Genomic DNA, 24,332 nt, shown 5'->3' with positions numbered 1-24,332 from the left:
TCCGATAGTGGCGCCTACCCCAGCTGCCAGACGGGCACCGGGTGCTCGTAACCCCTGACCGGGATCTCGCCGCGCGAGACGGCGTCCTTGCATTCCTCGCCGAGCGCGTCGCGCACCGCGGACGAGATCAAAAACTGCGAGCCGAGCTCCTTGTTGAGCGCTTCGAGCCGGGCGGCGAAATTCACGGTGTCGCCGATCACGGTGTATTCCTTGCGCCGCGGCGAGCCGATATTGCCGGCCACCACCTCGCCGATATGGATGCCGATCCCGATGCGCAGCGGCCAGCTCGACGCTGCGTTGGACCGTTCATTGGCCGCGAGCATTTCGCGCGCCGCGGCGACCGCCTGATGCACGGCATCGCCGGCCTCGAACGGTGCGCCGAACAGCGCGAGAAAGCCGTCGCCCAAACACTTGTTCACGATGCCGCCATGGCGATCGAGGATCTCGACCAGCACGGCAAAGGCGCCGTCGAGCCTGTCAACCACCTCCTGCGGCGAGCGCGTGCGTGCGCCGGCGGTGAAGCTGCGGAAATCGACGAACATCACGGCGACGCGCCGGATGTCGCTCCCGGTCGAGGCGCCTTCCGTCATCAGACGTTCGACCACCTGCGGCGAGACGTGCTGGCCGAACAGGTTGGTGATGCGGTCGCGCGCGGTGGCAGCCATGATGCTGGCGCCGAACTGAAGCCGCAGTTGCCGGCCGACGGCGCCGGCAAGGATGCCCGAGACCAGAATCACGACGCTGCGGGCGGCGTGGTAGAAGAAATCCGGCGCGGGATCGAGCGTTCCCTCGGGGCGATAATACATCGCCATCCAGAACAGCTGCGAGGCCGCGACGAGGCCGGTGAACGCCGACAGCCAGAAATCGAGCCGCAAGGTCGAGGCGATGATGAAAATGAAATAGACCAGCGGAGCGACCCAGCCGAGCGCCGCGACCGGGCCCATGCTGTCGATGTGCAGCGCAAGCGCGACGGTGGGCATCGACGTCTCGATCAGGGCGCCGACATAGCGCCTGAACACCGGCAGGTCGCGGTCCTGCTTCATGTGCCTGGTGATCGCGCCATGCACCCACAATTCGAACAGGATGAACGGCGCGATGACGGAATAGAGATAAGACGGCTTGAAATTGCCGTGCCACACCCGGACCAGCGCTTCAGGGGCAATTAGGTAGATCGTACACGTGATCACCGAGAATCCTGCGGCAATGGCGATCAGCACCTTGATGCGGAGCAGCTCGGTGGTCATCACCTCGCGCATCAGGGCGTGTTGGAAGTCCGTTGCGACGGTCGCGCCGCCCTCCGCGCTGTCCTTATTACCCCAGAACCCGGCCATTTCCCCTCGCCCGTCATTCCGGGGCGCGAAGCGAACCCGGAATCTCGAGATTCCCCGATGCGCAATTGCGCATCTGCGGTTCGATGCTTCGAGGCGCCCCGGAATGAATTGTCACGTCCATTCTGCCTCAATCGAGCGTGCGGCGGAAGCGCGTCACGGCCACCGTCATGGCGAACAGCATCAGGGCGGCCAGCGCGATGGTGTCGTATTGCAGGTTCTGCATGGCGGCGCCCTTCAGCATGATGGCGCGGACGATGCGGACGAAATGGGTCAGCGGCAGCCCCTCGCCGATATATTGCGCCCAGACCGGCATGCCCGCGAACGGAAACATGAAACCGGACAAAAGGATGCTCGGCAGGAAGAACATCATCGAGAGCTGCATCGCCTGCAGCTGGTTCTGCACGATGGTCGAGAATGTGTAGCCGATCGACAGATTGGTGGTGATGAACAGCGTGGTCAGCAGTGCCAGCAGCGTGAGGCTGCCGAGGATCGGCACGCCGAACAGCACGATGCCGATGGCGATGATCAGCGTGGCCTGGATGAAGCCGACCAGCACATAGGGGATGATCTTGCCGAACATCACCTCGACCGGCTTGATCGGCATCGACAGCAGGCTCTCCATGGTGCCGCGCTCGATTTCACGCGTCACCGACAGCGCGGTGAAGATCAGCATGGTCATGGTCAGGATGGTCCCGACCAGGCCGGGCACGATGTTGAGGCGCGAGTCCGCCGCCGGGTTGTAGCGGGCATGGGCGCGGATCTCGAACGGCATCTCCGGCGGATCGCCGATGTGCAGGTCGTGCGCCAGCGCCGACTGCACCAGCGGCCCGAGCGCGCCGAGCGCAGAGCCCGACGCCACCGGGTCGGTGGCGTCGGCCGCGACCAGCAGCGCCGGCTTGTCGCCGCGCCGCACCGCGCGCTCGAAGCCGCGCGGGATCTCGACGCCGAACAGCACCTTGCCGGATTGCAAGAGATCGTCGAACTCCGCGACGGTGTGGACCTCGCGGGTGAAATGGAAATAGGCGGTGTTCTGCATGGCCTTCAGGATCGAACGCCCGAGATCGCTGTCCTCCTGGGTCAGCACCGCCGTCGGCAGGTTGCGCGGCGTGGTGTTGATGGCGTAGCCGAACAGCGTCAGCTGCATCACCGGCAGCATGATGATCATGGCGAACGAGACGCGATCGCGGCGAAGCTGGATGAATTCCTTGACCAGCATCGCGTAGCTGCGCCGCCAGAAGCCGAATGCAGGCTCCCTGGTCTCGTCATTGTGGATCGTGTCCGTTGCGCTCATCGGAACCTATCCTTGAAAATTGTCCTTGGAGCGACCCATCAGGTCGATGAAGACGTCTTCGAGCGACGGCTCGCTCGCCTGCCAGCGCCACTTCAGATTGTCGCGGTAGGGCGCGATGGCGGCCTCGAGCGCGGCCTTGTCGCGGCCGGAGACGTGCAGGCTGGTGCCGAACGGCGCCACCATGTCGACGCCGGGCTTGCCCGTGAGCTCGGTCATCAGCCCGTTGAAATCCTCGCCCGTCACCGTCCAGGTCGACAGCGCGGAGGCTGCGATCACCTCGTCCACGGTGCCGTGCGCCAGCAGATGGCCATAGGCGATATAGGCGATCTCGTGACAGCGCTCGGCCTCGTCCATGTAATGGGTCGAGACCAACACGGTCAGGCCGTCGGCGGCGAGCGCGTGGATCTCGTTCCAGAAATCGCGCCGCGCCTTGGGATCGACGCCAGCGGTCGGCTCGTCCAGCAGCAGCAATTGCGGATTGGGCAGCGTGCAGGCGCCGAGCGCAAGCCGCTGCTTCCAGCCGCCGGAGAGATTGGCGGCAAGCTGCTCCTCCCGGCCCTTGAGGCCGATGCGCGCGATCATGTCGCGCGCGGCGCCGCGCGCATCCGGCATGCCATAGAGTCGCGCCACGAATTCCAGGTTCTCGCGCACCGACAGATCCTGATACAGGCTGAAGCGCTGCGTCATGTAGCCAACCTTGCGCTTGATCTTGTCGGCATCGCGCCTGATATCGTAGCCGAGGCAGGTGCCCTCGCCGCTGTCGGGCGTCAACAGGCCGCACAGGATGCGGATGGTCGTGGTCTTGCCGCTGCCGTTGGGACCGAGGAAGCCGTAGATCGAGCCGCGCTTGACCTGCATCGACAGGTCATGGACCACCTCGCGCCCGCTGAACGATTTGCTCAGGCCCTTCACATCGATCGCGATGCCGGATGCGTTGGGCCGCGCGCTGGTCGGGCCGCTATTCATCTGCGGTCCGCCAACGGCGTCTTGGGATTGAGGTAGATGCTGATCGGCTGGCCGACGCGCAGCACATCGGGCCGGCTCGGCCGCGCCTGGATCAGATAGACTAGCTTGTTGCGCTCATCGAGGCTGTAGATCACCGGCGGCGTGTACTCCGCCGTGGTGGCGATGAAATAGATCTTTGCGGTGAGATCGGCGGCGCAATTGTCGCAGGTCACTCTCACCTGGTCGCCGAGTGCGAGCTTCGGCAACTCAGCCTCCGGCACGAAGAAGCGCAGCTTCATGTTGCCGGGCGGCATGATCGACAGCACCGGCCGCTGCGCCTGCACCATCTCGCCTTCGCGGAAATAGATCTGCTGGATCGCGCCTGCGATCGGCGCAAAGCCCTTGCGGCGGTCGAGCCGCGTCTGCGAGCTCACGACGCGGGCCTCCGCGACGCGCAGCGCCGAGAGCGCGGAATCCAGATTGGCCTGGGTGCCGGCGCCGGTGCCGCGCAGCGAGGCCGCGCGGTCATAGCTCTGCTGCGCGTTCGCCAGTGTCGCATTGTTCTGGTTGAGATCGGCGCGCTGCAGATCGTCGTCGACCGAATAAAGCTGATCGCCGGGCTTGACCTCGTCGCCCTCGCGGACGTTGAGCTTGATCACGCGGCCGGACTCGTCCGGGCTGACGAAGATCATGTCGGCCTCGACCCAGCCCTGGAAGCCGGGATCCCGCTTTTCCTGACAACCGGCCAGCGCCGCCGCCAGCGCGACCACGGTCAGAAGCTTCATCATGCGCGACGAGGTCATGTTGTCCTCCGTTCGCCGAAGATCAGATCGAGATGAACCTTGAACATCGCGAGCCCGTCGAGCGGCGCGTGCCGGGCAAACAGGCTCTGCCAGATCACTGCGACGATCGCGGGCGCCACGACCAGTTGCGGGAATTGCCCGAGCTCCCGGTGCTTGATCTCGCCGCGCGTGATCGCGAGTTGGACCAGCGCCTTCATGCCGGCGAGGCCCTTCGACACCACCTCGCGGAAATAGAAATCGGCGATCGCCGGGAAGCGCGGTCCCTCCGAGACGATGAGCCGGATGATGTCGCCGCGCCGGGTCGAGACGATCTCGCGGATGAAGGTCTCGGCAAATCCCTCCACCGCGTCGCGCACCGGGCCGGTGATCGCCGGCAGCGCTGTCATGCGGCTGATCAGCGGCACCAGCGCGGTGCGGATCAGCTCCTCGAACATCGATTCCTTGTCCTTGAAGTAGAGATAGAGCGTGCCCTTGGCGACGCCCGCCCGTTTGGCGACGTCGTCGAGCCGGGTCGCGGCAAAGCCGCGGGCGATGAACTCGTCCATTGCCGCCTCGACGATCGCCGCCCGCCGCTCCGCCGATTTCTCGGCACGGTTCGCGGCCGGCTTCGGCTCGGGCAGCTTGGCCGAGACCACCTTCGGGACCCTCGCCGCGGCGGCCCGGATCGTGGTCCGGCGCCTGGCAGACGAGGTGCGGGTCGATGTTTTCGTGCGCTTGGTCACGCTCGTATTATGACTGACTGGTCAGTCATTGTCAATATGATGGAAGAAGACGTCCCGTGACATTAAGTGTTCCTACCCGCCGGCAGGTCGTCAGGACGCGCCTGAACCCCATCTCTCGCCGTCATTGTTCGGTGTCATCACCCGCGCATGCGGGTGATCCAGTATTCCTGAGACGTCAGTGCTTGAGTCGAGAGGCCGCGGCGTACCGGATCGCCCGGTCCCGTCTACGCCAAGGCTTCGACGAGGCCACGAATCCCCGGCACGCCGAAGCTTTAGCGAAGGCGGCAAGCCGGGCGATGACAGTGCGGGTGGGGACGCAGTTTTACGTTCTCGCGGGTGCAGCGGGAGCTGATACAAGCGATCGGCGGGGGAAACACCAATGAGCGATTGGTTACACAACCTTTCTGTGCCGTGGATGGCCTTCATCGTCTTCGGCTTCACCTATCTTCTTGCCATTCTTGTTTTCGCAGGCGTTGCGATCCTATCGACCAAGGCGCGAGCACCGTCATTCAAATCGATCTCGCCCGGCATGTTGCCGGTGCTCGGCATCATCTTCGGCCTGTTTGTCGCCTTCACCGCGGCACAGGTCTGGAATGACAGTGATCGCGCCACCGCGGCGGTGAGCCGCGAAGCCAGTTCGCTGCGGGCAGTCATCCTGCTCGCTGGCGGCTTGCCGCCGGAGCAGGAGGCGCGCCTGCGCGACCTCGTTCGCGACTACGTCGAGGAAACTGTCGCCGTGGAATGGCCGATGATGGCGCGCCAGACGGCTTCACTCAAGGCGGCACCTCCCGCACTGACCGCGGCGTTGCGGCTTGTCGTATCCATGCCCGCGCAAAGCCCTGGCCAGCAGACGACGCAGCACGAGATCATCACCGCGCTGAATTCGGCGCTTGATGCGCGACGACAACGGATCATCGTCAGTCAGTCGGAAGCAACTCGGTCAAGTGGTGGTGCCTCTACCTTCAGGCCGTCTGCGAGTTGCTGGTCATTGCCCTTGTTCACTGCGACAATCGGCTGGGATCGGCCATCGCGATGGGACTGTTCGCGACGGGGGTGGCCACATCGGCTCTGCTGATTGCCGCGCATGATCGGCCATTCACGGGTCAGATATCGATTGCGCCGACGCCGTTGCTGCAAATCATGCCCGACAAGGAGGCGAGCCGATAATCGCCGGCCTGCACCGGTAGATCCGTAGGATGGAGCGGCTTGTTCGCCGTAGCTCGCAGAGCGAAGGCGGAAGCGATACCCATCATTCGCGCCGCGGACATGATTGATGGGTTTCGCTACGCTCTACCGATGCTACGCCCGCAGCCCGCTACGTGTGAAACTTCAGCCCATCGAGGATCTTGTCGACCACCTTGCGCTCGGCGCGAAAGGCAAGGCCGACCAGGTTGAGCTCGGCGCGTGCGACCGCCTTCACCACCTCGCGGTTGGCGGCATCATGCGTGGTCCTGAACATGTCCTCGGTGTAGAGCGCCGGCCGCACGTCACGCGCCAGCGCGCGCTCCAGCGCTCGCGACAGCTGCGCACGGTCGGCGCCGTAGATCAGGATCGGCTGGCCGATCAGGGACAGATATCTGGTCCCCGAGCCGTCCTCGTAATTCTCGCCGATACAGTCGGGAAACGAAGCCGCGATGCCCCCCGCCAGAAATGACGCCACGTTGAGCTTCTGCCAGACTTCCAGGTCGGTGCGGATCACGACCGCGATCTTAGTGTCGAATTGCATCGCGGGAGTTTAGCGGCAACACGCCGGTTCAGACCAGTCCCGGCGATGCAAACCTTGCCTTCATATTCGCAGCAGCCGGACGCTGCTTTCTCCTCGCTGCATCGCGCGGCTCCATGATAAGGCTCGCTCGCGGCCCCTGCCCTGAGGGTTTGACATGCGAATTTTGCTCGCGCTGCTGCTGTCGTTCGTCACCGTCGCGCATGCCGAGGACCGCGGCCTGCTGCCCGGCCTGATCGCCGCGCCGCTGCTGTTGCCCGTCAACATCTCCGGCAAGGACCTGACGCTCGACGCTTACGTCATTCGCCCGGATCGGCCCGGCCGGTTTCCGCTGGTGATCATGACGCATGGCACGCCGGGCGGCGGCGAAGGCTTCTTCGACAAGATCACACGACGCACGCCGATCAGCTTCAACCTCGCCGCTGTCGCACTGGCGCAGCGCGGCTACGCGACGCTCTCCATCATGCGCCGCGGCTTCGGACGATGCGGCGATCTCAGCGGTGCGCAACGAGCCCTGGGTCGACGGCGATCACATCCTGCTGCTCGGACACTCCACCGGCGGGCTGACCATGCTCGCCGCCGCGCAGCGCAATCCGGCCGGGGTCGTGGGCATCGTGAACTTTGACGGCGGTTACCACTCAACGGTCAAGCCAGGCGAACCTTGTGCGCCTGAGCGTCTCGTCGAAACCGTGGCGGCGCTCAGCCGCGCTGTGCGCGTGCCCGCGCTCTGGCTCTATGCCGAAAACGACCAGTTTTACGGTCCCGATCTGGCGCGCCAGATGTTCGCCGCCTACACGGCCGGCGGCGCGCCGGCCCGACTGCAGATATTGCCGCCCTTTGGCAAAAACGGCCACGACCTCGTCACCGAGGGCGCGGCCAGCAGATGGCTGCCGATCGTCGAGCCGTTCCTGGCCGAACTGAAGCTGCCGAGCGCGGTTGCGATCGATCTGCCGGAGCCCGCCGCGCTTCCTGCACCGCCCGGTCTTTCGCCGGGCAGCCAGAAGATGTTTGCCCGCTACACCAGCTATCGCAGCGATGCCAAGGCCTTTGCCGTCGACGACAAGGGCGGCTGCGGCTCCAGCAACGGCCGGACGGTCGCCGAAGCGCGCGACAATGCCATCGCGGAGTGCTCCAACAAGGACAGCGCGTGCCATGTCTATGCCGTTGGACAGCACGTTGGCGAGAACTGAACGGCGCTGGATGCTCCAGCACCAAATCCCTGAACCTGCCTTTCCCCGCCCGCGACAAACGGGCGGGCATGCGGCTTCGCGATGCCCGAACCCTGTCATTCGGACCTCATCGATGGCGAAACGCCGTTCGTCAAAGTCTTCCGCCTGGATGATCGGCGCCGCCCTCGCCCTGGCTTGCCCAGCGGCGCATGCGCGCGCTGAGACCGCGCTGGATACGAGATGCACCGGAAAGCCTGACGTCGCTTGGGACGTGCAAGTCGCGGGATGTACCGAGGCAATCGCGTCAGGCAAGTTCACCGGCAAGGATCTCGCAAAAGCCCTCACCTCCCGCGCCCAGGCCTATGCGCAGACCGGCGATCTCGACCGCAGCCTCGCCGATATCGAACAGGTGATCCGGCTCGATCCGAGCGATGCCTTTGCGGTCGGGGCGCGCGGCGACATCTATCTGGTGCGGAAGGATTACGACCATGCGCTGGCCGACTACAGCAAGGCGGCCGCGCTCGCGCCCGACTTCGATCTCGCCTTGATCGGCCGTGGCATCGTGTTTCTCGCAACCGGCAAATACGACAATGCGGTCGCCGAATTCGATTCAGCGCTCCGGCTGCAACCGGCCTCCGCCGCGGCGCTGTACTGGCGCGGCATCACCAAACGCCAGCAGGGCGATGTTGCGGCCGGCGAGGCAGACATCGCGGCGGCGAAGAAGATCGACCCGCACGTCGACCGCTAGAACGCGATGAGTCGGGTCGAATAGCGACCGCGACGGGGCTGCGCTCCCTCTCCCCGTTCTTTACGGGGAGAGGGTCGGGGTGAGGGGCTGTCTCCGCGCATTCGGTGATGGCTGCGTTTGCGGAGACTCCCCCTCACCCGGAACGCATCCAGCGATGCGTTCCGACCTCTCCCCGCACGCGGGGCAAGGTGATGCGGAGTCCGTTGGTCTACCCCTTGGCGTCGCAGGCCCAGGCGCGGATCACGCATTCCTTGCCGCCAAATTCGTAGCACTTCTTGGTCGCGGCATTCAGTGAGCTCGAGATCTTCGGCGCCACCGCATAGCCGTGCGCGCCGCAGGGATTTTTCATGTCGATCGCGAGCGCGGCACAGGCGCGCTTCATGGTCACGGTGGTGCAGTCGCCCTTGCACTGCTTCAGCGCCGCGCCCTCCGCCGGATAGTCATAGGCCTGGCCATAGGCACCGCATTTGCCGACCGCGAACGCGCCGGCCGCGTGAGCCTTGGGGACAATATTGTCCACGGTGAAACGCGTGGCGCCAATCAGCAATGTCAGGACAAGAATCGTCAGCGCGCGACGCTGCGCGGCGGCGGTCGAAATGATCAAGCGGAAATCCCCCAGAACCCGGCGCGGACTCTACGCGGGGGTCGTTTCCAGATGGTGAATGACGGGTTGAGAGCGAGTCCAATCCACTCGTCGTCCCGGCCTAGGAGCCCGTCCAGATATGTTTTCGTGACGGGCATTTGTTGTAGAGTAGCAGGCTCAGGCTGCGTTTGCGAGGTTGAACAGCTTGAGGAGGTTATGGACGGTGCAGATCATTGTCCACTCGGCGCGCACTTTCTCGATGCCCCGCAACAGGAACTGGCGGAAGCCTCTTGCCTGTTTGATCTGCCCGAACACCGGCTCCACCACTTGCTTTCGCAATCGGTAGGGTGTTTCGAAGCCGCCATCGTCGATCTTCTTTCGCATGGCCTGTGTCAGCGGGCCGCCGACTTTTCCGTTCGCTACTGTCGGGTGCTTGGCGCGTCCGGGCGCGACATAGCCATCGATGCTGCGTGTGTCGAGCGCTTCGAGATTGGCTTCGCTGCAGTAGCCGGAATCCGCTGAGGCCTGCCGCGGCTTGCGGCCAAGATTGCTCTCGATGGCCTCGATCAGGGGCACCAACTGGCCCTGATCGCTGCCGTGCTGGGTCAGTTCTTGCGCGACAATGATCTGGGCATGTGCATCGACGGCCGCCTGGGCATTATAGGCCTGAACGAAGCCATCCTTCGACTTCATGATGCGGCTTTCCGGATCGGTGAAGTTGCGTTGCGCCTTGGGATTGGGTTCCTCCGATGGCAGCGCCGCCGGTTTGCCCGGCTTCTTGCGGCCTTCGGCCTGGCGCTGCTGTTCCTTTTCGGCCTCGATGCGGCGCTCTTCCTCCGCCGCCAGTTTGGCGTCCGCTTCCAGCGCCGCCATCGCTTGCTGGATCTTCGCCAGCCGTTTCTGCTTGTCGACGGTCCAGTCCGGCAGTTCGTCGCTGTTGCCGAAAGTCTCATCCTCCGAGGCATCCGCCGCCTCGGCGGCCGCCAGCATGCGAGCGACCTCGGCCTTCAATTCCGCCTCGCGCTTCTTCATGCGCTCATAACTCATCGCCTTGTGTTTCGACGCGTTCGCCTTGATCTTCGTACCATCCAGCGCGACATGACCGAGCTTGACCAGCCCGGCCGTCTCGCACAACTTCAGAACCTGCACGAATAGCGCGCCGAGCGCCTTCAAATGTCGCTTGCGAAAGTCGCTGATCGTCCGAAAATCCGGCGCATCCAGCGCCACGATCATCACAAAATCGTTCCGCTCCCGGCAGGCCTTGGCAATCCGACGCGACGAATACAGCCCACTCGCATAGCTATGCAGCAGCAGCGCCACCATCATCCGCGGATCAAACGGCGGCTGCCCAAGCCCGCTCACATAGCTGCCCATGATCTCCCTGAGATCGAGGCTCTCCCGCACCAGATCAACCATAAACCGCGAGACATGGCCTTTCGGCACGAAGTCCTGCACATTCGGCGGCAGAAGCAGCGTCTGATCGATGTTCCAAGGCCGAAAATACTTGCTCATCGCCCAATGTTGAATCAGACCCGACCAGATTTGAACAGCGACTATCCAGACAAGCTCCTAGTCTGACTGAGTCACAAAACCGCCGGCCAGAATCAGCGATGGATGAAGCACGGACCATCAGTCGAGAGGCCGACATGAGCGGGCGTGGCACCAAGACGAGCGAGAAGCGATTTGCGACGTATTTGGAAGGGCTTGCCAGTGTCATCGGTCATGCTGATCGGAAGGCGCCGCTGCGCGACTATTGCGTCGGCCTGATGGCCTGTGGCGGTCGCAAGAGCGTGGAGTCGATGGCGGCGGTGACAGCTCCGGAACGGACGGCCGCCCAGCATCAATCGCTGCTGCATTTCGTCGGCAGCGGCGCCTGGTCGGATGAGAAGGTGCTGGGCAAGGTACGTGAGATGGTCCTGCCGGCGATTGAACGCCAGGGCCCCATCGAAGCCTGGATCATCGACGATACCGGATTTCCCAAGCAGGGCCGACATTCAGTTGGAGTTGCACGGCAATATTGCGGGCAGCTCGGCAAGCAGGATAATTGTCAGGTGGCGGTGTCACTGTCGATTGCCAACCACCACGCCAGCCTGCCTGTCGCTTATCGCCTTTATCTTCCGAAGGAATGGACTGAGGACTGCGATCGGCGGCGCAAGGTGGGCATTCCTGCCGAAGTTGGCTTCCGGACCAAGCCGGAGATCGCGCTGGAGCAGTTGCGGTGGGCCTGCGCGAGCGGCCTTCCACGCGGTGTCGTACTGATGGACGCGGGCTATGGCAATAACAGCGACCTGCGCACGGAGATCACGGCGCTGGGATTGACCTATGTGGCGGGTCTTCTGTCGAGCACAACGGTATGGGCGCCCGGTACCGGTCCCTTGCCGCCGAAGCCATGGTCGGGCCGCGGCCGTCCACCGAAACTGATGCGCCGCAACCGTCAGCATCAGCCGGCCGCCGTCAAGGCGCTCGCGATCGGCCTGCCGGACAAAGCTTGGCGCACCATCACGTGGCGGCAAGGAACGAACGAAAAGCTGACCTCGCGCTTTGCCCGCGTGCGGGTCCGTGCCGCGCATCGTGATTATTGGCAAACCACCCGGCGATTGGAGGAATGGTTGCTGATCGAATGGCCAAAAGGCGAGGACCAGCCTACCAAATACTGGCTCTCGACATTGCCGGAGGATGTGGCATTCCGGACTCTCGTTGAGACGGCTAAATTGCGCTGGCGCATCGAACGCGACTATCAGGAACTCAAGCAGGAGGTCGGGCTCGGCCACTTCGAGGGACGCGGCTGGCGCGGCTTTCATCATCACGCAACAATGTGCATCGCAGCCTACGGATTCCTGATCTCCGAGCGGGAGACGATTCCCCCCTCAGGCACTCGGCACGCCCGGCCGATCCTGCTCGATCGCATTCCCGCAGATTACAGACCCCGCGGATTTGCCGCTGCGGACCCAACGTCACATTCCAAATTCGATCGCGACGATGCGACGGCGCCTCGAACATGGGCTCGTCCGAACGCTGTCGAGATGTCCTTGTTGTGCGATCAAGTTCGACCACTAGACAGATCATCGTTTGTGACGCAGTAGGACTAGGGGCTCTCCAAGAGTCACTTTGGCCCACGGAGAGCGAAAATTCATTCAATCCGACCGCGTTATTCTTGTTCCGGGGCCGGCCGATGAAGTAGCCCTAGTCCGGCGCATGTTCATATCTTTTGCATTCGACGGAAAGAATGAAATTCAAATAGCCAAAGAATTGAATGAGGAAGGGCACGTCAACGAATTCGGGAGGCCGTGGAATCGAACCACAATCTCGAACATGCTTTCAAACGAGAAGTACATCGGCAACAACATCTACAATCGCACTTCATTCAAGCTGAAAATCAAGGCGGTGAAGAACCCGCCGGAGATGTGGATACGATCAGTCAACGCGTTTGGGGCAGTGGTCGACGAGCACCTGTTTCAGGCTGTACAACGGAGGTTCGCCGAACTCACAAGACGCAAGTCTGACCAGCACATGCTTGAAAATCTCAGCCACCTTCTAAAGCTAAAAGGTCGCCTGAATAGCACGCTTATCAACAATGCAGAGTCGATGCCGACAACTCAAAGCTATAAGAAGCGCTTCGGCAGCCTCGCAAACGCTTACGAGTTGATTGGATATCGTCCGAGCAAATTTTCCAATGGATCTGCTAAGCGAGAGACTTCATTGAAGCGCCAACGCATTCTGCAAGTGCTTTTCGCGGAGATGCGTCGCCTGGATTTGACAGCCCGCTTCGACTTCAATGCCAGAGCATACGTCGTGAACGACAAATTTAGAGTTCAAATTTACATGCTCCGATGCCTCAAGACCGAACCTGGGCATTTGCAGTGGATTCTAAGGCAACGCCGACAAACCAGTATTGATCTAGCAGTTTCCATTCGCATGGACGCTGCTGAAGGCATCCACGATTTCGTGTTATCGCGTTCTGTTGATTTACCGGGCCGCCAAGCGGGCGAGCTATCGCTGAAAGTTGGTGACGGCGGGAATCGGGAAGGCGGCATATCGTGGGGGTGCTTGACGCCTCCACTTCTCCACCGAAGGAGCGATATGCCGTGGCCAAAGATAACATCATCAAGTTGATTCAGCCAGGAAACGTCGACGATCAACTCACCGAAATCTTGCGCAATGGGGCGCGTGCTCTGTTGGCCCAGGCGGTCGAGGCCGAGGTCGCGGACTTTCTCGGCAAGCATGCCGATTTGAAGACTGCGGACGGCCACCAGCGCGTCGTGCGCCACGGTCACCTGCCGGAACGCGAGGTTATGACCGGTATCGGTCCGGTCGGCGTCCGCCAGCCGCGTGTACGCGATCGCGAGGCGGAGGCTACCGATCCCGACCGCATCCGGTTCTCTCCGTCGATCCTGCCGCCCTACATGCGCCGCTCGAAATCGATCGAGACGCTGCTGCCGATCCTTTACCTGAAGGGTATCTCCACCGGCGACTTCTCCGAGGCTCTGGCGGCGCTGCTCGGCAAGGATGCTGCCGGGTTGTCGGCATCCGCCATCGGCCGTCTGAAGGACGGTTGGCTTGACGAACACACCGCGTGGCAGAGGCGCGATCTGTCGGCGAAGCGCTACGTCTACATCTGGGCCGATGGCATCCATCTCCAAGCACGCCTCGAAGACGAAAAGCAGTGCATCCTGGTGCTGATCGGCGCGACGCCGGAAGGCCGCAAGGAACTGGTCGGCTTCACCGATGGCGCCCGCGAGAGCGCGCAGGACTGGCGCGATCTGCTGCTCGACCTGAAGCGGCGCGGGCTCGGCGTGCCACCGCGGCTCACCATCGCCGACGGCGCGCTCGGGTTCTGGAAGGCCGCCGGCGAGGTCTGGCCGAAAACGCGCGAGCAGCGCTGCTGGGTACACAAGACCGCCAACGTGATCGCCAAGTTGCCGAAGAGCCAGCAGCCTAAAGCCAAACGCGCGTTGCAGGAGATCTGGATGGCCGAAACCAAGGCCGCCGCCGAGCTGGCGTTCGACGCCTTCATCGAGAGCTACACGCCCAAATACGAGAAGGCGGCCGACTGCCTGAGCAAGGATCGGGACACGCTACTGGCGTTCTACGACTTCCCGGCCGAACACTGGAAACACCTGCGGACCACCAATCCCATTGAAAGCACCTTCGCTACCGTGCGCCACCGCACGATCCGATCGAAGGGCTGCCTGTCCAACAGAACGGCGCTCGCGATGGTCTTCAAACTGCTTGAGGCCGCGCAGAAAAGCTGGCGTCGTCTCGATGGCCACAACCAGTTGCCAAAACTCGTTCTCGGTGTGACATTCAACGATGGGATCGAGGTCATCGCCAAACCGACTGACCGTCAGCCCATAACCGCCGCCGCCTGACCGGCCGCGCCGTCACCAAAATTTGGCGATAGCTCCAAGCGGGCACGCCCGTAGATGTAAGCCTTCTCGGTGGGGCCTGCTTTAAGACTGTAGAAGATCTGGCAAACGCATTAGCGGACGCTATCGGAAGAACTACGGAATAGCGATCGGCGCCTTCCTGTTTTTGCGCCTCTGTGAGAGCTGCCCGCGGCGGGTCAGTTTTGTGGAATGCCCTGGTAGCGGTAGCGACCGCAGGCCCTCGCAGCCATTCTGCAGAGGTATGGCCGGCACCTTCCATTCTAGCGGCCACAACCAGTGTATGGCAGAAGCGGCCGCACGAGGCCAAATGAGCGGTCGGCCAGGCACCGGCTAAGCCGCACGTGACTGTTGATTGCGCGGCTTACTGAGCCTGTGGCCGAATAAGATCATCGGCCTCTCGAAAAACCGCCACGATGCCAGCGCCAAAAAGCAAACGACGATCAGCGCGCCATATCGCATCGGTTCCTGAGACCAGAGCGGCGGAAGCGGCGGTCGAAGGTGGATGTATACGTAATAGAACACCAGCACATGGATCAAGTAGATCGAGTAAGACGCGTCTCCGAGCGCAACCAACACTTCACCAAAAACGGTCCTCGGCTTGAAGTTCGCCAATCCGATCAGCAGGCAGAACATCGGAAGCGGGTAAAAAGGTCGCGGGAGCAACCATAGCAGCATGAAGCCTGCGACAAGTGGCGCAACGACGCCTGCCCTGCCCGCTCGCGGATGAACTAGAAAAGCAAGGATCCCCGCAACGAAATACGGGTAGAAGCTGAAATACTGATGCAGGTACCACGGCAAGGATAGCGTGTGGTCTGCCATCGCACACAAGCTCAAAAACGCGATCAGTGCGTAGGTGCCGAGCCTCGGCACAATCAGGGCTGCCGCGAGATAGAACGCGACCTCATGCTGCAGACTCCAACCCACGTCATAAAAGGGATTGCCTTCGGTCGGCAGCAATGTGAGCGAATAGAAGAACGCGCCGATCGTCTGGTTCGGACCCCTGCCGAGGTATCTCGTCAAATACAAATAGACGATCGATGTCCCGATCCACAGCGGCCATATCCTGAAGAACCGCTGCGTCACAAAGCTTGAGATTGCAAACCGTGGCGACGTCACGACCATGCAGATGACGAAGCCGCTTATCGTGAAGAAGAAATGGACGCCGAGTTCACCATAATCACGGAGCAAGGGAATTGGATAAGCGGTATCCGGCGGGAACTGCATCGTGACGTGCCAGGAATGGAAATAAGCCACGCTGAGCGCGGCTAAAGCTCTTCCGACCTGCAACCCTACCAGTTTCTGGCTCATTAATGGGGCACTCTTCAACCTCTTTGATGACGCCGGCCTAATGCACTCACACCCAACCGGCTCAAGCGCGGCGTGAAGCGCAGCGCCATTTCCTCGCCGGTCTCGATCGATTCATAGAGGGCCGAGATCAGCTCCAGGCTCTTGCGCCCTTCCAGCCCGTCGACCAGCGCGGCGCGCTAGTTTTCCAGGCAATCGACCACATGATGATAGTAGGCCTGATGGCCGAAGCCGTAGACGTTCGGCGGGTTGACCGAGAATTTCTCCACGACGTCCTTGTCCGACGGCAGCTCTTCGACGAAGCGCCAGTGCCGGATCTGGTTGACCGCGAAACCGGAAATCTCGACGGTGCCTTTCTCGCCCAGGATCGACAGCGAACCCTCGAGATCGGTCGGACGCGCCGCAGTGGTCGCCTCGATGATCCCGAGCGCGCCATTGCGGAACTTCAGCGTTGCGACCGCGGTGTCCTCGGTTTCGATCTTGGCCAGCGCCGTTGCCGCCCGGGCATGCACGCTCACCACATCGCCGAAGAACAACCTCCAGAATATCGACATGATGGCTCCCTCGATGTGATTGCCACCCAGGAGATCGGAATGACGCTTGGCGATGCGCCCGCACCCGAGTAGGCCAAATCTGATCATGCAACAGGCCCTGTCTTGTCTCGCGGCCGACCGTTGCAGCCAACCGAACAGCCGAGGGAACAAGCGGCCTTGCGAGCCGCGCGGAAACGTCCATTACCCAGAAAACGTGGGATTAGGCAAGGCGTACAGGCACATCAGACTGAAGGGTCGGTCCCTCCCGCATTTTAGCAAATCGGCAGAATAGGCGTTGGAGCAAGACGTAGGGCTATATTCCGCTCGATCTCGATGCGGCGCTCTTCGACCTCAGGCGGTGAGACCTTTGGATCTGCGTCTTGCTAACCGTGCTAAAGGTCACGCTTAGGAAGGACCGCCTTGCGCCAACTGCGGTCCATCGACCATCCACTTCGACAACCACCAGCTTGCCAGCAGGTCGCGCCCACGCCCGTCTACTGCTGAAGGTGAAGCACCCGGTTCGACGTGCTCACATCGTTTGTCTCGGGATTTTCTTTGATCTCCCGGTGTACACGTTGTGCACACGCCGCCCTCTAACCAATTGAAAAGCTTAAACTCTCGCTCCACCAGCACTCACCTGTCCTGCAACTTACGGTTCACGCCCGCCGAACTCAGGTGGCCCGACCCACTTTGAGCGCCTGCTTAAGTTGGCTGTCGCAGGATTATTCTTGATCTCCCGGTGCACACGTCGTGCACACATAGCGGACGCCTGCAGGAAACAAGGCATCGGGTTCGAGTCACGGACCGCTATCGCTGTTTCGTAAGCCCAGCTTTTCTTATCAAAGGACAGCGACCCAACCGCCTTCAGGACGCCATCGAAGCCAGCAATGTTTGACGATAGATCGTCCGGATCGCGTCGAATGCTGTTCGTATCTGCCTGAGGTCCAGGGCCGCGAGGCGGACACCGAGCCCCGCGGCTCCCGGTAGCACACTGGCCGCAGCGTACAATCTCGAAGTCCGACCCAGAGCGGCAGTCAGCGATGCCTGAAGGCGCGCCAGATCATGCGAAGCGGTAAGCACCAGAATCGCTGATCCAAAGGCCCGATAACCACGAAAGATGTCGGGATCCGGACGGTGCAGGCGCATCCGGTCGATCATCGAGGGCTCGCCGCCCGATCTCCGCAGGCAGAACGTCGATTCCAGTTCACGGAAACCACGGGCTTCTCCACCGGGATCGTGCATCGTGAATGCATCGACGACCAGGGTGCAGCCCTCCTTCGCGCAGTCGAGTTCCACAGACTGGCACAGCGCGGCATCCGGAAACAGGATGCGCGGCTCAGGCAAATATTCCAGACTGGCGCCGCCTGCGACGTAAAGTCTGACTGTTTCCATGGAGCGGGCAGCCGGGTCCGCACGATGTACGGATGTCGCGCCCTGATTGGTCAGGCAGACGGCAGTGCCGGGACTGAGCACGAGACGTTGTGCGAGGCTGTCCTCACCGTGAACTGCCCCGCTTCCCGTCTGTACGATCACGCTGAGGCAGCCCGGCCGATCCGGATCGAGATAGAAGCTGCGTGTCAGAACAAACGGCCAGGCGAACAGGCGCCGGTCAATGACCGTACGATCGGCGCGGCGGACAAAGCTCAGGTCGAGCAGCAGATCGTCGCTTGTCGCTACCGGCCTCACGTTCTGAACAGAACCTCGCGCTCGAGAAGATCGACGATCGCATCGATTCCCTCGCCGCGGCGGCAATTGGTGAGCAGCACCGGACGATCACCGCGGACACTCAATGCCTCCCGATGCATGCGCTCCAGGTCCACTCCGACATGAGGGGCCAGATCGACCTTGTTGATGACAAGGAGGTCGGCACGGATGACCCCGGGGCCGCGCTTGCGCGGGATATCGTCGCCGCCGGCTACATCGATGACGAACATCCAGAAATCCGTCAGATCGCGCGAAAACGTCGAAGCGAGATTATCGCCGCCGCTTTCGAGCAGAATGAGCTCGACGCCCGGGAAGCGCCGCTCCAGTTCGTCCGCAGCCTCAATGTTGAGCGTCGGGTCCTCGCGAATGACGGTGTGAGGGCACGCGCCCGCCTCGACAGCCGATACGCGCGTCGGATCGATCAGCCCGGAGCGCCTGATCCGCTCGGCGTCCTCAGCCGTGACAAGGTCGTTGGTGATGACCGCAATATCGATGCCGCGCTTCAGGAGTGCCGGAATCAGGCGCTCGACCAACGCCGTCTTGCCCGAACCAACCGCCCCTCCGATCCCGACCCGCGCGGCGGCGATGCGCGCCGCGGCTGATACGCTCTTCAGTGCGATCCGGTTCATCGGAGCATGTACCGCCTTGCAAGCGGCACCTTCGTTGCTGGGGGGCACATCAGAAGCCTGCCATCGGCGCGAACTTCGAAGGTCTGCGGATCGACCTCCACGTGCGGCATGGCCGCGTTCCGCACCATGTCGGTCTTCCGCAGCTTCCGTACATTCCTGATCTGAACGAGATCGCGCGTCAGGCCATGCCTGCGCCCGACATCAGCGTCCAGGGCAAGCTTTGAGACGAAGTTGACACCCAGCCGTTGCGGCGCGGCGCCGAGTGCCCCCCACATGCGTTTCTGAATCATCGGTTCCGACAGGCCAAGGCTGCCGTTGCCGTCGCCCATGGCGGCCCAGACGACAAAGCCGTTCTTGATCACCATGTAGGGCTTGATGCCGAAAGACGCGCGCGGCCACAGCACCAGATCGGCCATCTTGCCGACCTCGACCGAGCCAACCAAATGGTCGATGCCAACAGCGATTGCCGGGTTGATGGTGAGCTTGGCGATGTAACGCTTGATGCGTTCATTGTCTGCGCCGGCTGTTTTCTCCTCGGGCAGACGGCCGATGCGGTCCTTCATCACGCTGGCAAGCTGCCAGCATTTGGCGACGTTCTCCGCAAGACGCCCCATGCCCTGCGTATCCGTGCCGAAGATCGAGATGGCGCCCATGTCGTGGAGAAAGTCTTCCGCGGCCATCGATTGGGCGCGCACCCGCGCTTCGCCGAACATCACATCCTCGGGCGCATTGTAGTTGAGCTGGTGACAGATCATCGTCATCGGCACCCCCTCCTCCATGCCATAGGAAATATAGGGGTTGGTCGGATTGGTGGACGACGGGATGACGTTGTCCCACGACACCACCTTGAGCAGATCCGGCGCATGGCCGCCGCCGGCGCCCTCCACGTGATACATGTGGATGGTGCGCCCGTCGACGGCGGCCATCGTATCCTCGCAGAAGCCGTACTCATTGATCGAATCGGTGTGGAGGTGGACCGCAAAATCGTTGCGATCGGCCGCCACGAGGCTCTGGTCAATCACGGCCGGCGCGGCGCCGAAATCCTCGTGAATCTTCACGGACATGCCGCCGGCGGCAACAGCCTCCTCGACGGCTTCGGGGTTGGAACCGCCGCGTCCAAACAACGCGTAGTTAAGGGGCGAGAACTCGATCGCCTGAAGGAAGCGTGCAAAGTGTGTGGCAGCCCCGCTGCCAACATCGAAGACCGGACCCGATCCGTTCCCTACCAATGTTGTTGTTCCGCCGGCGAGTGCATGGTCGGACTGCTCGGGCGAGATCAAGTGGGCGTGCGACTCGATCGCGCCGGCCGTGACAATGAACGGGCCGCCGGCGATCGGCGCGGTGGTGTGACCCACGACCATATCGGGATGCACGTCCGGCATCACGTCGGGATTGCCGGCCTTGCCGATGCCGACGATGCGACCGTCGCGGATGCCGATGTCGGCCTTCACGATACCGGTGACCGCATCGACGATCGTGGCATTCTTGATCACCACATCGAGGATCTTGTGCGATGACGTCCGATAACCATTGACGCCCTCGCCGTCGCGCAGGTTTTTTCCGGCGCCGACCAAGAGCTCATGTCCGTATGTGGCGTAGTCGTGCTCGATCTCAGCGAGCAGGCTGGTGTCGGCCAGCCGCACGAGATCGCCTTTGGTTGGACCGTAGAGTTCGCCATAGGCACGACGGGTCAGTATGGCCACGTTCAAGCTCCCTGATAGCCGCGAGCACGGGCGTGCTTGAGCGCATCATCGCGGGCGGACGGCACATCCAGCGGACCGTTGACGAGCCCGGCCTGTCCAAGCACGACCCGGTCACCCGAAATTGGTACCAGACGCACCGACTTGGTGACCCCCGGCTCGAAACGTACTCCGGCGCCGGCCAGCCGATCGATCTTCATGCCCCACGCCGCCGCGCGATCGAAACGCAAGGCACGATTGACCTCAAAGAAATGCGTGTGGCTGCGGACCTGGACATCGCGGTCGCCGGTATTGATCACCTCAATCGTGATAGCCGGCAGGTCTGCAAAGCTCTCGATGTTTTCGCCACCTGCGATGATCTCGCCGGGTACGAGGTCGTCGGCCGCAGGAGTGTTGCTGAGTGCGATTGGCTCGAACACCGCCATCACCTTGGTGCCTTCGGCAAACATGCATTCGATGTAGAGCATCGGGATCATCTGCGCGACGCCGGGCGCGACATCGTCCGTCGTCAGCAACCGCCCCGCCATATCACGGATTTCGGCATAAGGCAGGTCGCGCCGCGCCGCCGTCATCACCTCGTCGGTTATGTAGGCGACCGCCTCGGGGTGACTCAGTCTGATCCCGAGTGAGCGGTTGCGACGCGCCATCTGCGCGGCATTGAAGATCACGAGACGATCCATCTCGGTCGGCGACAGATTCATCATGGCGAAGTCACCTCATCTAGGTCGTAAACATGCGAACATCCCGAAGCGGTCCGCGCGAGACTGCAATATTGATGAACGGCGTGAAGCTCGCGGGCGACGCGTCCGCCGGCGGTGTCTCTGCGAGCAGCTCTGCGAGCAGACCGCGTGCCGCTGACTGGCTTCGCTGGGCTTCCACATGGCCGATGATGCCGAGCCGCACGGCTGCACCGACAAGGCCGGTCACCAGCGTCCAGCCCGAGACCAGTTCGGCTGCATCCAGGTTGAAATTCGCATCCCGACCGACGACGGCCTGTGCGACCGGCAAATGACCGAGCCGCGCGTCCGATGACACCAGGGTGCGGTACGCGACCGACAGCGGCCCATCGAGTTTGACCCAAACCCCGAGCAGCGCCCTGCCCGCTCGGCGCGACCCTTCCCGCATCTCGGCCGATGGTGTTCCCGCCTCGGCGAGGCGGTCGACCGCAGCAATCGCGTCACATCCTGCCGCGTGAAAGGCCTTGCGCAGCAGGACGCGCTCCATGGTGGCCCATCGCCGCGCCAGCTGATCGGCGATGATGCGGTCCAGCTCATTGCGATTGGAGAGCATGCCGTCCGCGGCGAGCCCTTCGAGCCCCCAGGAGAACGCGAAGCCGCCGGCCGGATACGCGCTGTCGCCGAGTTGCAGCAGTGCCAGCGCCTGCAATCTATCGAACAGCATCGCTCTCCACCACCTCGCCCGCCTGGAGCAGCGGCATGATGCGCGCGCGATACGCCTCGAGCGGACCATCCAGCAGCACGACGAGCCAGTCACCGTCGAAGCGGACCCGCCAATGCAGATTTCCGGCATTCCATCCGAGCTTGAGCGCCGTCGCCTGATCCGCGGGTTTCAAGCGCCAGGTCTCCTGCTCGCCGAAACGGGCAATGATGGCGCGATCGTGCGAGAGAAAAAGCAGCCCGCCATCGACCAACTCTTCGTCACGATCCAGGCTGACCGCGCAGTCGGTTCCGCGATCGGTCATCAGGCGAAAGCGCTTGCGACCGACGTCCGCAGGCGGCACGAACAGCAGTTCGATCCCACCGTGATGCTCGATATGATGGAGGCGACCCGCATAGGTCGGATCGTCGGATCTCCCGATGATGCCATGAAGCCGTAACGTCACGATGTTCTCCCGCAATTGATCCGGCGCCGGCTTACCGGACCGTCGCCGACACCTCCTTCGACGTCACAAGCATGACCTCGCCGTCCAGGATTGGCTTGGCGATGCCGAAGAAGGTTGCGACGGCTGCCGACCCGTTATGGCGATCCATCGCAGCCTTGTTGGCGAAGCGCTCGTAGGTCGTGAAGAGGCAGGGATCTTCCTCGCTTTGCGAGATGAAGAACCCGATGGTATCGGGCTCCCTGGCCGCGACATGAGCCGCGACGTCAAGAAGCGCGTCGCGCATCGTGACCTCACGCCCGGATTTCGTCCTGATGACGGCGGTGATCGTGATCATCAGAACTTTCTCCAATCGCCATCGGCCTCAAAGGCCCTGGCCGCCTGATAAATGGTCGCCTCGTTGTAGTCCTTGGCGATCAGCATCAGGCCGACCGGAAGGCCGTCTGAGAGGCCGCAGGGCAACGACATGGCCGGGTGGCCGGTGACATCGAACGGGCTGGTCGTGGCGGTCATCTCAAAGGCGCGCTGGACAATTTCGGACAACGGCGCATCCTTCGCCGGAATTGGCGTCGCGACACAGGGCAAGGTCGGCATCAGGAGCAGGTCGTACGAACCGAACATCGCATCATAGGCGGCCTTGGCGGCGATCGCGATGTTGCGGGACTTCGCGTAGTAGCGGCCGCGATAATGACTGACGCCCCACTGTCCGACCAGCATACAGAGCTTCAGCGTTTCCGACAGATCGTCGGCACGGTTGCGCCAGGCGGAATGCGCGTCCAGCAGGCCCACATCGTAGAGCCCCTTCCAGTTGAAGCCCATGCCGTTGCCGATCATCATCTGGACCAGGAAGCCTTCCAGCGTAATCGGATTCCAGGCGGCGAGCGCGTGCGCGTGTTCGGGAATCGAAACTTCCGACACGCTGGCGCCAAGTCCGGCGAAACGCTCGGCCCCGGCCTTCACTTTCGCGACGACGCCTTCCTGCATGTTTGACGCCGAAAAGCCCTCCTTGAGCACACCGATCTTCAGGCCCTTGACGCCCCGCCCGAGCATCTCGGTGTAGCTCGTGACCTTCGGCGCATATTGCCGCGGATCAAGCCCGTCGGGACCGGCCAGCACCTCCAGCAGCAGCGCATTGTCGGAGACGTTCGCCGTCATCGGGCCGGTGTGGTCGATCGTCGATTCGATCGGCATCACGCCGGTATAGGGCACGAGGCCGTGCGTCGCCTTCATGCCGTAGATGCCGCAATAGGACGCTGGGATGCGAATCGAGCCACCCTGGTCGCCGCCGATCGACATGTCGACTTCGCCGGCCGCAACCAGCGCCGCGCTGCCCGAAGATGAACCGCCGGCGGAATAGCCCATCTTGAGAGGGTTATGAACCGGCGCCGGATCGGAGGTGTGGCTGCCGCCCGAGAGGCAGAAATGTTCGCATACGGCCTTGCCGACGATGGTGCCGCCGGCATCGAGAATCCGCGTCACGATCGTCGCGTCGGCTGCGGGGATGAAGCCTTCGAGGGTCGTCGAGCCGTTCATCATGGGAACGCCTGCAAGCGCGACGTTGTCCTTCAGGACGACTGTCCGGCCGGCGAGCTTGCCGCTCGGCGCGCCCTTCACCTCAGTCTTGATCGCCCAGGCACCGTATTTGTTGTCCTTCGGACCCGGCTTCGAGCCGGGCATGCGGGGGTATTTGACCGGCGGCAACGGATTCGGCAGTTCGTCGACGATGTCATAGGCATCAAACATGCCGCCCATCAATGCGAGATACTCTCCGGCTTCTTCGACCGACATGTTCATGTGCAGGCTCGCCGCGAGTTCAGCGACATCCTCGGCATTCGGGCGTTTGATAGACATGAGTCATCCTTTCTTGTGCAGACAAGCTGGCAGAGAAGACAGAAATCACCGATCGCAGTGGCCGGCGC

Annotated in this window: 24 protein-coding genes; 6 read left to right on the top strand and 18 right to left on the bottom strand. The window is 62.6% G+C overall.

Annotated features, from left to right (window positions below):
* Positions 1-14 precede the first annotated feature (14 nt).
* From HAP54_RS28805 to HAP54_RS28785, 5 genes are all read right to left on the bottom strand, one after another.
* A complete protein-coding gene (locus HAP54_RS28805; RefSeq protein WP_166306208.1) occupies positions 15-1,331 on the bottom strand; it encodes an adenylate/guanylate cyclase domain-containing protein in 1,317 nt (438 codons plus the stop codon).
* 127 nt (positions 1,332-1,458) lie between these two features.
* Positions 1,459-2,622, bottom strand: a complete 1,164-nt coding sequence (locus tag HAP54_RS28800; protein ID WP_166306205.1) for an ABC transporter permease — start codon at positions 2,620-2,622, stop codon at positions 1,459-1,461.
* Positions 2,623-2,628: 6 nt separating this feature from the next.
* Complete coding sequence (locus tag HAP54_RS28795; RefSeq protein WP_166306202.1) at positions 2,629-3,588, bottom strand: ABC transporter ATP-binding protein; 960 nt, start codon at positions 3,586-3,588, stop codon at positions 2,629-2,631.
* On the bottom strand, positions 3,585-4,370 hold the full coding sequence (locus HAP54_RS28790; protein ID WP_166306199.1) for an HlyD family secretion protein: 786 nt from the start codon (positions 4,368-4,370) through the stop codon (positions 3,585-3,587). The genes HAP54_RS28795 and HAP54_RS28790 overlap by 4 nt, the downstream gene beginning before the upstream one ends.
* A complete protein-coding gene (locus tag HAP54_RS28785; RefSeq protein WP_414646150.1) occupies positions 4,367-5,092 on the bottom strand; it encodes a TetR/AcrR family transcriptional regulator in 726 nt (241 codons plus the stop codon). Before HAP54_RS28785 ends, HAP54_RS28790 begins: the two co-directional genes overlap by 4 nt.
* A gap of 415 nt (positions 5,093-5,507) precedes the next feature.
* Between HAP54_RS28785 and HAP54_RS28780 the strand changes: the two genes are divergently transcribed.
* Positions 5,508-6,167, top strand: a complete 660-nt coding sequence (locus HAP54_RS28780) for a DUF4239 domain-containing protein (protein WP_224741750.1) — start codon at positions 5,508-5,510, stop codon at positions 6,165-6,167.
* Positions 6,168-6,407: 240 nt separating this feature from the next.
* Here the strand turns inward: HAP54_RS28780 and HAP54_RS28775 are convergent, their stop codons facing one another.
* On the bottom strand, positions 6,408-6,818 hold the full coding sequence (locus HAP54_RS28775; RefSeq protein ID WP_166306196.1) for a DUF2000 family protein: 411 nt from the start codon (positions 6,816-6,818) through the stop codon (positions 6,408-6,410).
* A 497-nt stretch (positions 6,819-7,315) separates the two neighbouring features.
* Between HAP54_RS28775 and HAP54_RS28770 the strand changes: the two genes are divergently transcribed.
* Together HAP54_RS28770 and HAP54_RS28765 are read left to right on the top strand one after the other, a co-directional pair.
* Positions 7,316-8,005: an alpha/beta hydrolase family protein gene (locus HAP54_RS28770; protein WP_248114435.1), complete on the top strand. Its 690-nt coding sequence runs from the start codon at positions 7,316-7,318 to the stop codon at positions 8,003-8,005.
* Between the two features lie 250 nt (positions 8,006-8,255).
* A complete protein-coding gene (locus HAP54_RS28765) occupies positions 8,256-8,732 on the top strand; it encodes a tetratricopeptide repeat protein (protein WP_166306193.1) in 477 nt (158 codons plus the stop codon).
* 208 nt (positions 8,733-8,940) lie between these two features.
* Here HAP54_RS28765 and HAP54_RS28760 read toward each other — a convergent pair whose 3' ends face one another.
* A complete protein-coding gene (locus tag HAP54_RS28760) occupies positions 8,941-9,279 on the bottom strand; it encodes a DUF4189 domain-containing protein (RefSeq protein ID WP_224742035.1) in 339 nt (112 codons plus the stop codon).
* A 213-nt stretch (positions 9,280-9,492) separates the two neighbouring features.
* Positions 9,493-10,827 carry an IS1182 family transposase gene (locus HAP54_RS28755; protein ID WP_166202952.1) on the bottom strand — a complete coding sequence of 445 codons (1,335 nt, stop codon included), beginning with the start codon at positions 10,825-10,827 and terminating at the stop codon, positions 9,493-9,495.
* Positions 10,828-10,961: 134 nt separating this feature from the next.
* On the opposite strand from HAP54_RS28755, the gene HAP54_RS28750 reads away from it, so the two are divergent.
* From HAP54_RS28750 to HAP54_RS28740, 3 genes are read left to right on the top strand one after another with little or no spacing between them, the layout of a single operon-like run.
* A complete protein-coding gene (locus tag HAP54_RS28750; RefSeq protein WP_166307160.1) occupies positions 10,962-12,398 on the top strand; it encodes an IS701 family transposase in 1,437 nt (478 codons plus the stop codon).
* Between the two features lie 25 nt (positions 12,399-12,423).
* Positions 12,424-13,428: a recombinase family protein gene (locus tag HAP54_RS28745; RefSeq protein ID WP_166306187.1), complete on the top strand. Its 1,005-nt coding sequence runs from the start codon at positions 12,424-12,426 to the stop codon at positions 13,426-13,428.
* Positions 13,401-14,684, top strand: a complete 1,284-nt coding sequence (locus HAP54_RS28740; protein WP_166298302.1) for an IS256 family transposase — start codon at positions 13,401-13,403, stop codon at positions 14,682-14,684. The genes HAP54_RS28745 and HAP54_RS28740 overlap by 28 nt, the downstream gene beginning before the upstream one ends.
* 348 nt (positions 14,685-15,032) lie before the next feature.
* On the opposite strand, the gene HAP54_RS28735 is transcribed toward HAP54_RS28740, so the two are convergent.
* The 10 genes from HAP54_RS28735 to HAP54_RS28690 all read right to left on the bottom strand — a co-directional run bounded on the left by HAP54_RS28735 (position 15,033) and on the right by HAP54_RS28690 (position 24,264).
* On the bottom strand, positions 15,033-16,010 hold the full coding sequence (locus HAP54_RS28735) for an acyltransferase family protein (protein ID WP_166306185.1): 978 nt from the start codon (positions 16,008-16,010) through the stop codon (positions 15,033-15,035).
* 176 nt (positions 16,011-16,186) lie between these two features.
* Positions 16,187-16,561, bottom strand: coding sequence for a Gfo/Idh/MocA family protein (locus tag HAP54_RS28730; RefSeq protein WP_175619499.1), 375 nt, complete (start codon positions 16,559-16,561; stop codon positions 16,187-16,189).
* Between the two features lie 843 nt (positions 16,562-17,404).
* Positions 17,405-18,226 carry an urease accessory protein UreD gene (locus HAP54_RS28725; RefSeq protein WP_224741754.1) on the bottom strand — a complete coding sequence of 274 codons (822 nt, stop codon included), beginning with the start codon at positions 18,224-18,226 and terminating at the stop codon, positions 17,405-17,407.
* Entirely contained in the window at positions 18,223-18,873 is a 651-nt protein-coding gene (gene ureG, locus HAP54_RS28720; protein ID WP_166306182.1) for an urease accessory protein UreG, read from the bottom strand. Before ureG ends, HAP54_RS28725 begins: the two co-directional genes overlap by 4 nt.
* On the bottom strand, positions 18,870-20,576 hold the full coding sequence (gene ureC / locus HAP54_RS28715; RefSeq protein ID WP_166306179.1) for an urease subunit alpha: 1,707 nt from the start codon (positions 20,574-20,576) through the stop codon (positions 18,870-18,872). The genes ureG and ureC overlap by 4 nt, the downstream gene beginning before the upstream one ends.
* 2 nt (positions 20,577-20,578) lie before the next feature.
* A complete protein-coding gene (gene ureB, locus HAP54_RS28710) occupies positions 20,579-21,277 on the bottom strand; it encodes an urease subunit beta (protein ID WP_166306176.1) in 699 nt (232 codons plus the stop codon).
* A gap of 16 nt (positions 21,278-21,293) precedes the next feature.
* Positions 21,294-21,974 carry an urease accessory protein UreF gene (locus HAP54_RS28705; protein ID WP_224741755.1) on the bottom strand — a complete coding sequence of 227 codons (681 nt, stop codon included), beginning with the start codon at positions 21,972-21,974 and terminating at the stop codon, positions 21,294-21,296.
* On the bottom strand, positions 21,961-22,431 hold the full coding sequence (ureE, locus tag HAP54_RS28700; protein ID WP_166306173.1) for an urease accessory protein UreE: 471 nt from the start codon (positions 22,429-22,431) through the stop codon (positions 21,961-21,963). The genes HAP54_RS28705 and ureE overlap by 14 nt, the downstream gene beginning before the upstream one ends.
* Positions 22,432-22,447: 16 nt before the next feature.
* Positions 22,448-22,750, bottom strand: a complete 303-nt coding sequence (locus tag HAP54_RS28695) for a putative quinol monooxygenase (RefSeq protein ID WP_029082582.1) — start codon at positions 22,748-22,750, stop codon at positions 22,448-22,450.
* Complete coding sequence (locus HAP54_RS28690) at positions 22,750-24,264, bottom strand: amidase (protein WP_166306170.1); 1,515 nt, start codon at positions 24,262-24,264, stop codon at positions 22,750-22,752. The genes HAP54_RS28695 and HAP54_RS28690 overlap by 1 nt, the downstream gene beginning before the upstream one ends.
* Positions 24,265-24,332: the final 68 nt, after the last annotated feature.

This window comes from Bradyrhizobium sp. 2S1, assembly GCF_011516625.5.
Classification (GTDB): Bacteria; Pseudomonadota; Alphaproteobacteria; order Rhizobiales; family Xanthobacteraceae; genus Bradyrhizobium; species Bradyrhizobium septentrionale.
The sequence above is the reverse complement of the archived record's forward strand: the minus strand, read 5'-3'. Positions and strand labels throughout refer to the sequence as shown.

Excerpts from the sequence above, each read along its gene's own strand:
- HAP54_RS28805 (WP_166306208.1), bottom strand. The coding sequence starts at position 1,331 with ATGGCCGGGTTCTGGGGTAATAAGGACAGCGCGGAGGGCGGCGCGACC.
- HAP54_RS28800 (WP_166306205.1), bottom strand. The coding sequence starts at position 2,622 with ATGAGCGCAACGGACACGATCCACAATGACGAGACCAGGGAGCCTGCA.
- HAP54_RS28795 (WP_166306202.1), bottom strand. The coding sequence starts at position 3,588 with ATGAATAGCGGCCCGACCAGCGCGCGGCCCAACGCATCCGGCATCGCG.
- HAP54_RS28790 (WP_166306199.1), bottom strand. The coding sequence starts at position 4,370 with ATGACCTCGTCGCGCATGATGAAGCTTCTGACCGTGGTCGCGCTGGCG.
- HAP54_RS28780 (WP_224741750.1), top strand. The coding sequence starts at position 5,508 with ATGGCCTTCATCGTCTTCGGCTTCACCTATCTTCTTGCCATTCTTGTT.
- HAP54_RS28775 (WP_166306196.1), bottom strand. The coding sequence starts at position 6,818 with ATGCAATTCGACACTAAGATCGCGGTCGTGATCCGCACCGACCTGGAA.
- HAP54_RS28755 (WP_166202952.1), bottom strand. The coding sequence starts at position 10,827 with ATGAGCAAGTATTTTCGGCCTTGGAACATCGATCAGACGCTGCTTCTG.
- HAP54_RS28750 (WP_166307160.1), top strand. The coding sequence starts at position 10,962 with ATGAGCGGGCGTGGCACCAAGACGAGCGAGAAGCGATTTGCGACGTAT.
- HAP54_RS28735 (WP_166306185.1), bottom strand. The coding sequence starts at position 16,010 with ATGAGCCAGAAACTGGTAGGGTTGCAGGTCGGAAGAGCTTTAGCCGCG.
- HAP54_RS28730 (WP_175619499.1), bottom strand. The coding sequence starts at position 16,561 with ATGTCGATATTCTGGAGGTTGTTCTTCGGCGATGTGGTGAGCGTGCAT.
- ureG (WP_166306182.1), bottom strand. The coding sequence starts at position 18,873 with ATGAACCGGATCGCACTGAAGAGCGTATCAGCCGCGGCGCGCATCGCC.
- ureB (WP_166306176.1), bottom strand. The coding sequence starts at position 21,277 with ATGATGAATCTGTCGCCGACCGAGATGGATCGTCTCGTGATCTTCAAT.
- HAP54_RS28705 (WP_224741755.1), bottom strand. The coding sequence starts at position 21,974 with ATGCTGTTCGATAGATTGCAGGCGCTGGCACTGCTGCAACTCGGCGAC.
- HAP54_RS28695 (WP_029082582.1), bottom strand. The coding sequence starts at position 22,750 with ATGATCACGATCACCGCCGTCATCAGGACGAAATCCGGGCGTGAGGTC.
- HAP54_RS28690 (WP_166306170.1), bottom strand. The coding sequence starts at position 24,264 with ATGTCTATCAAACGCCCGAATGCCGAGGATGTCGCTGAACTCGCGGCG.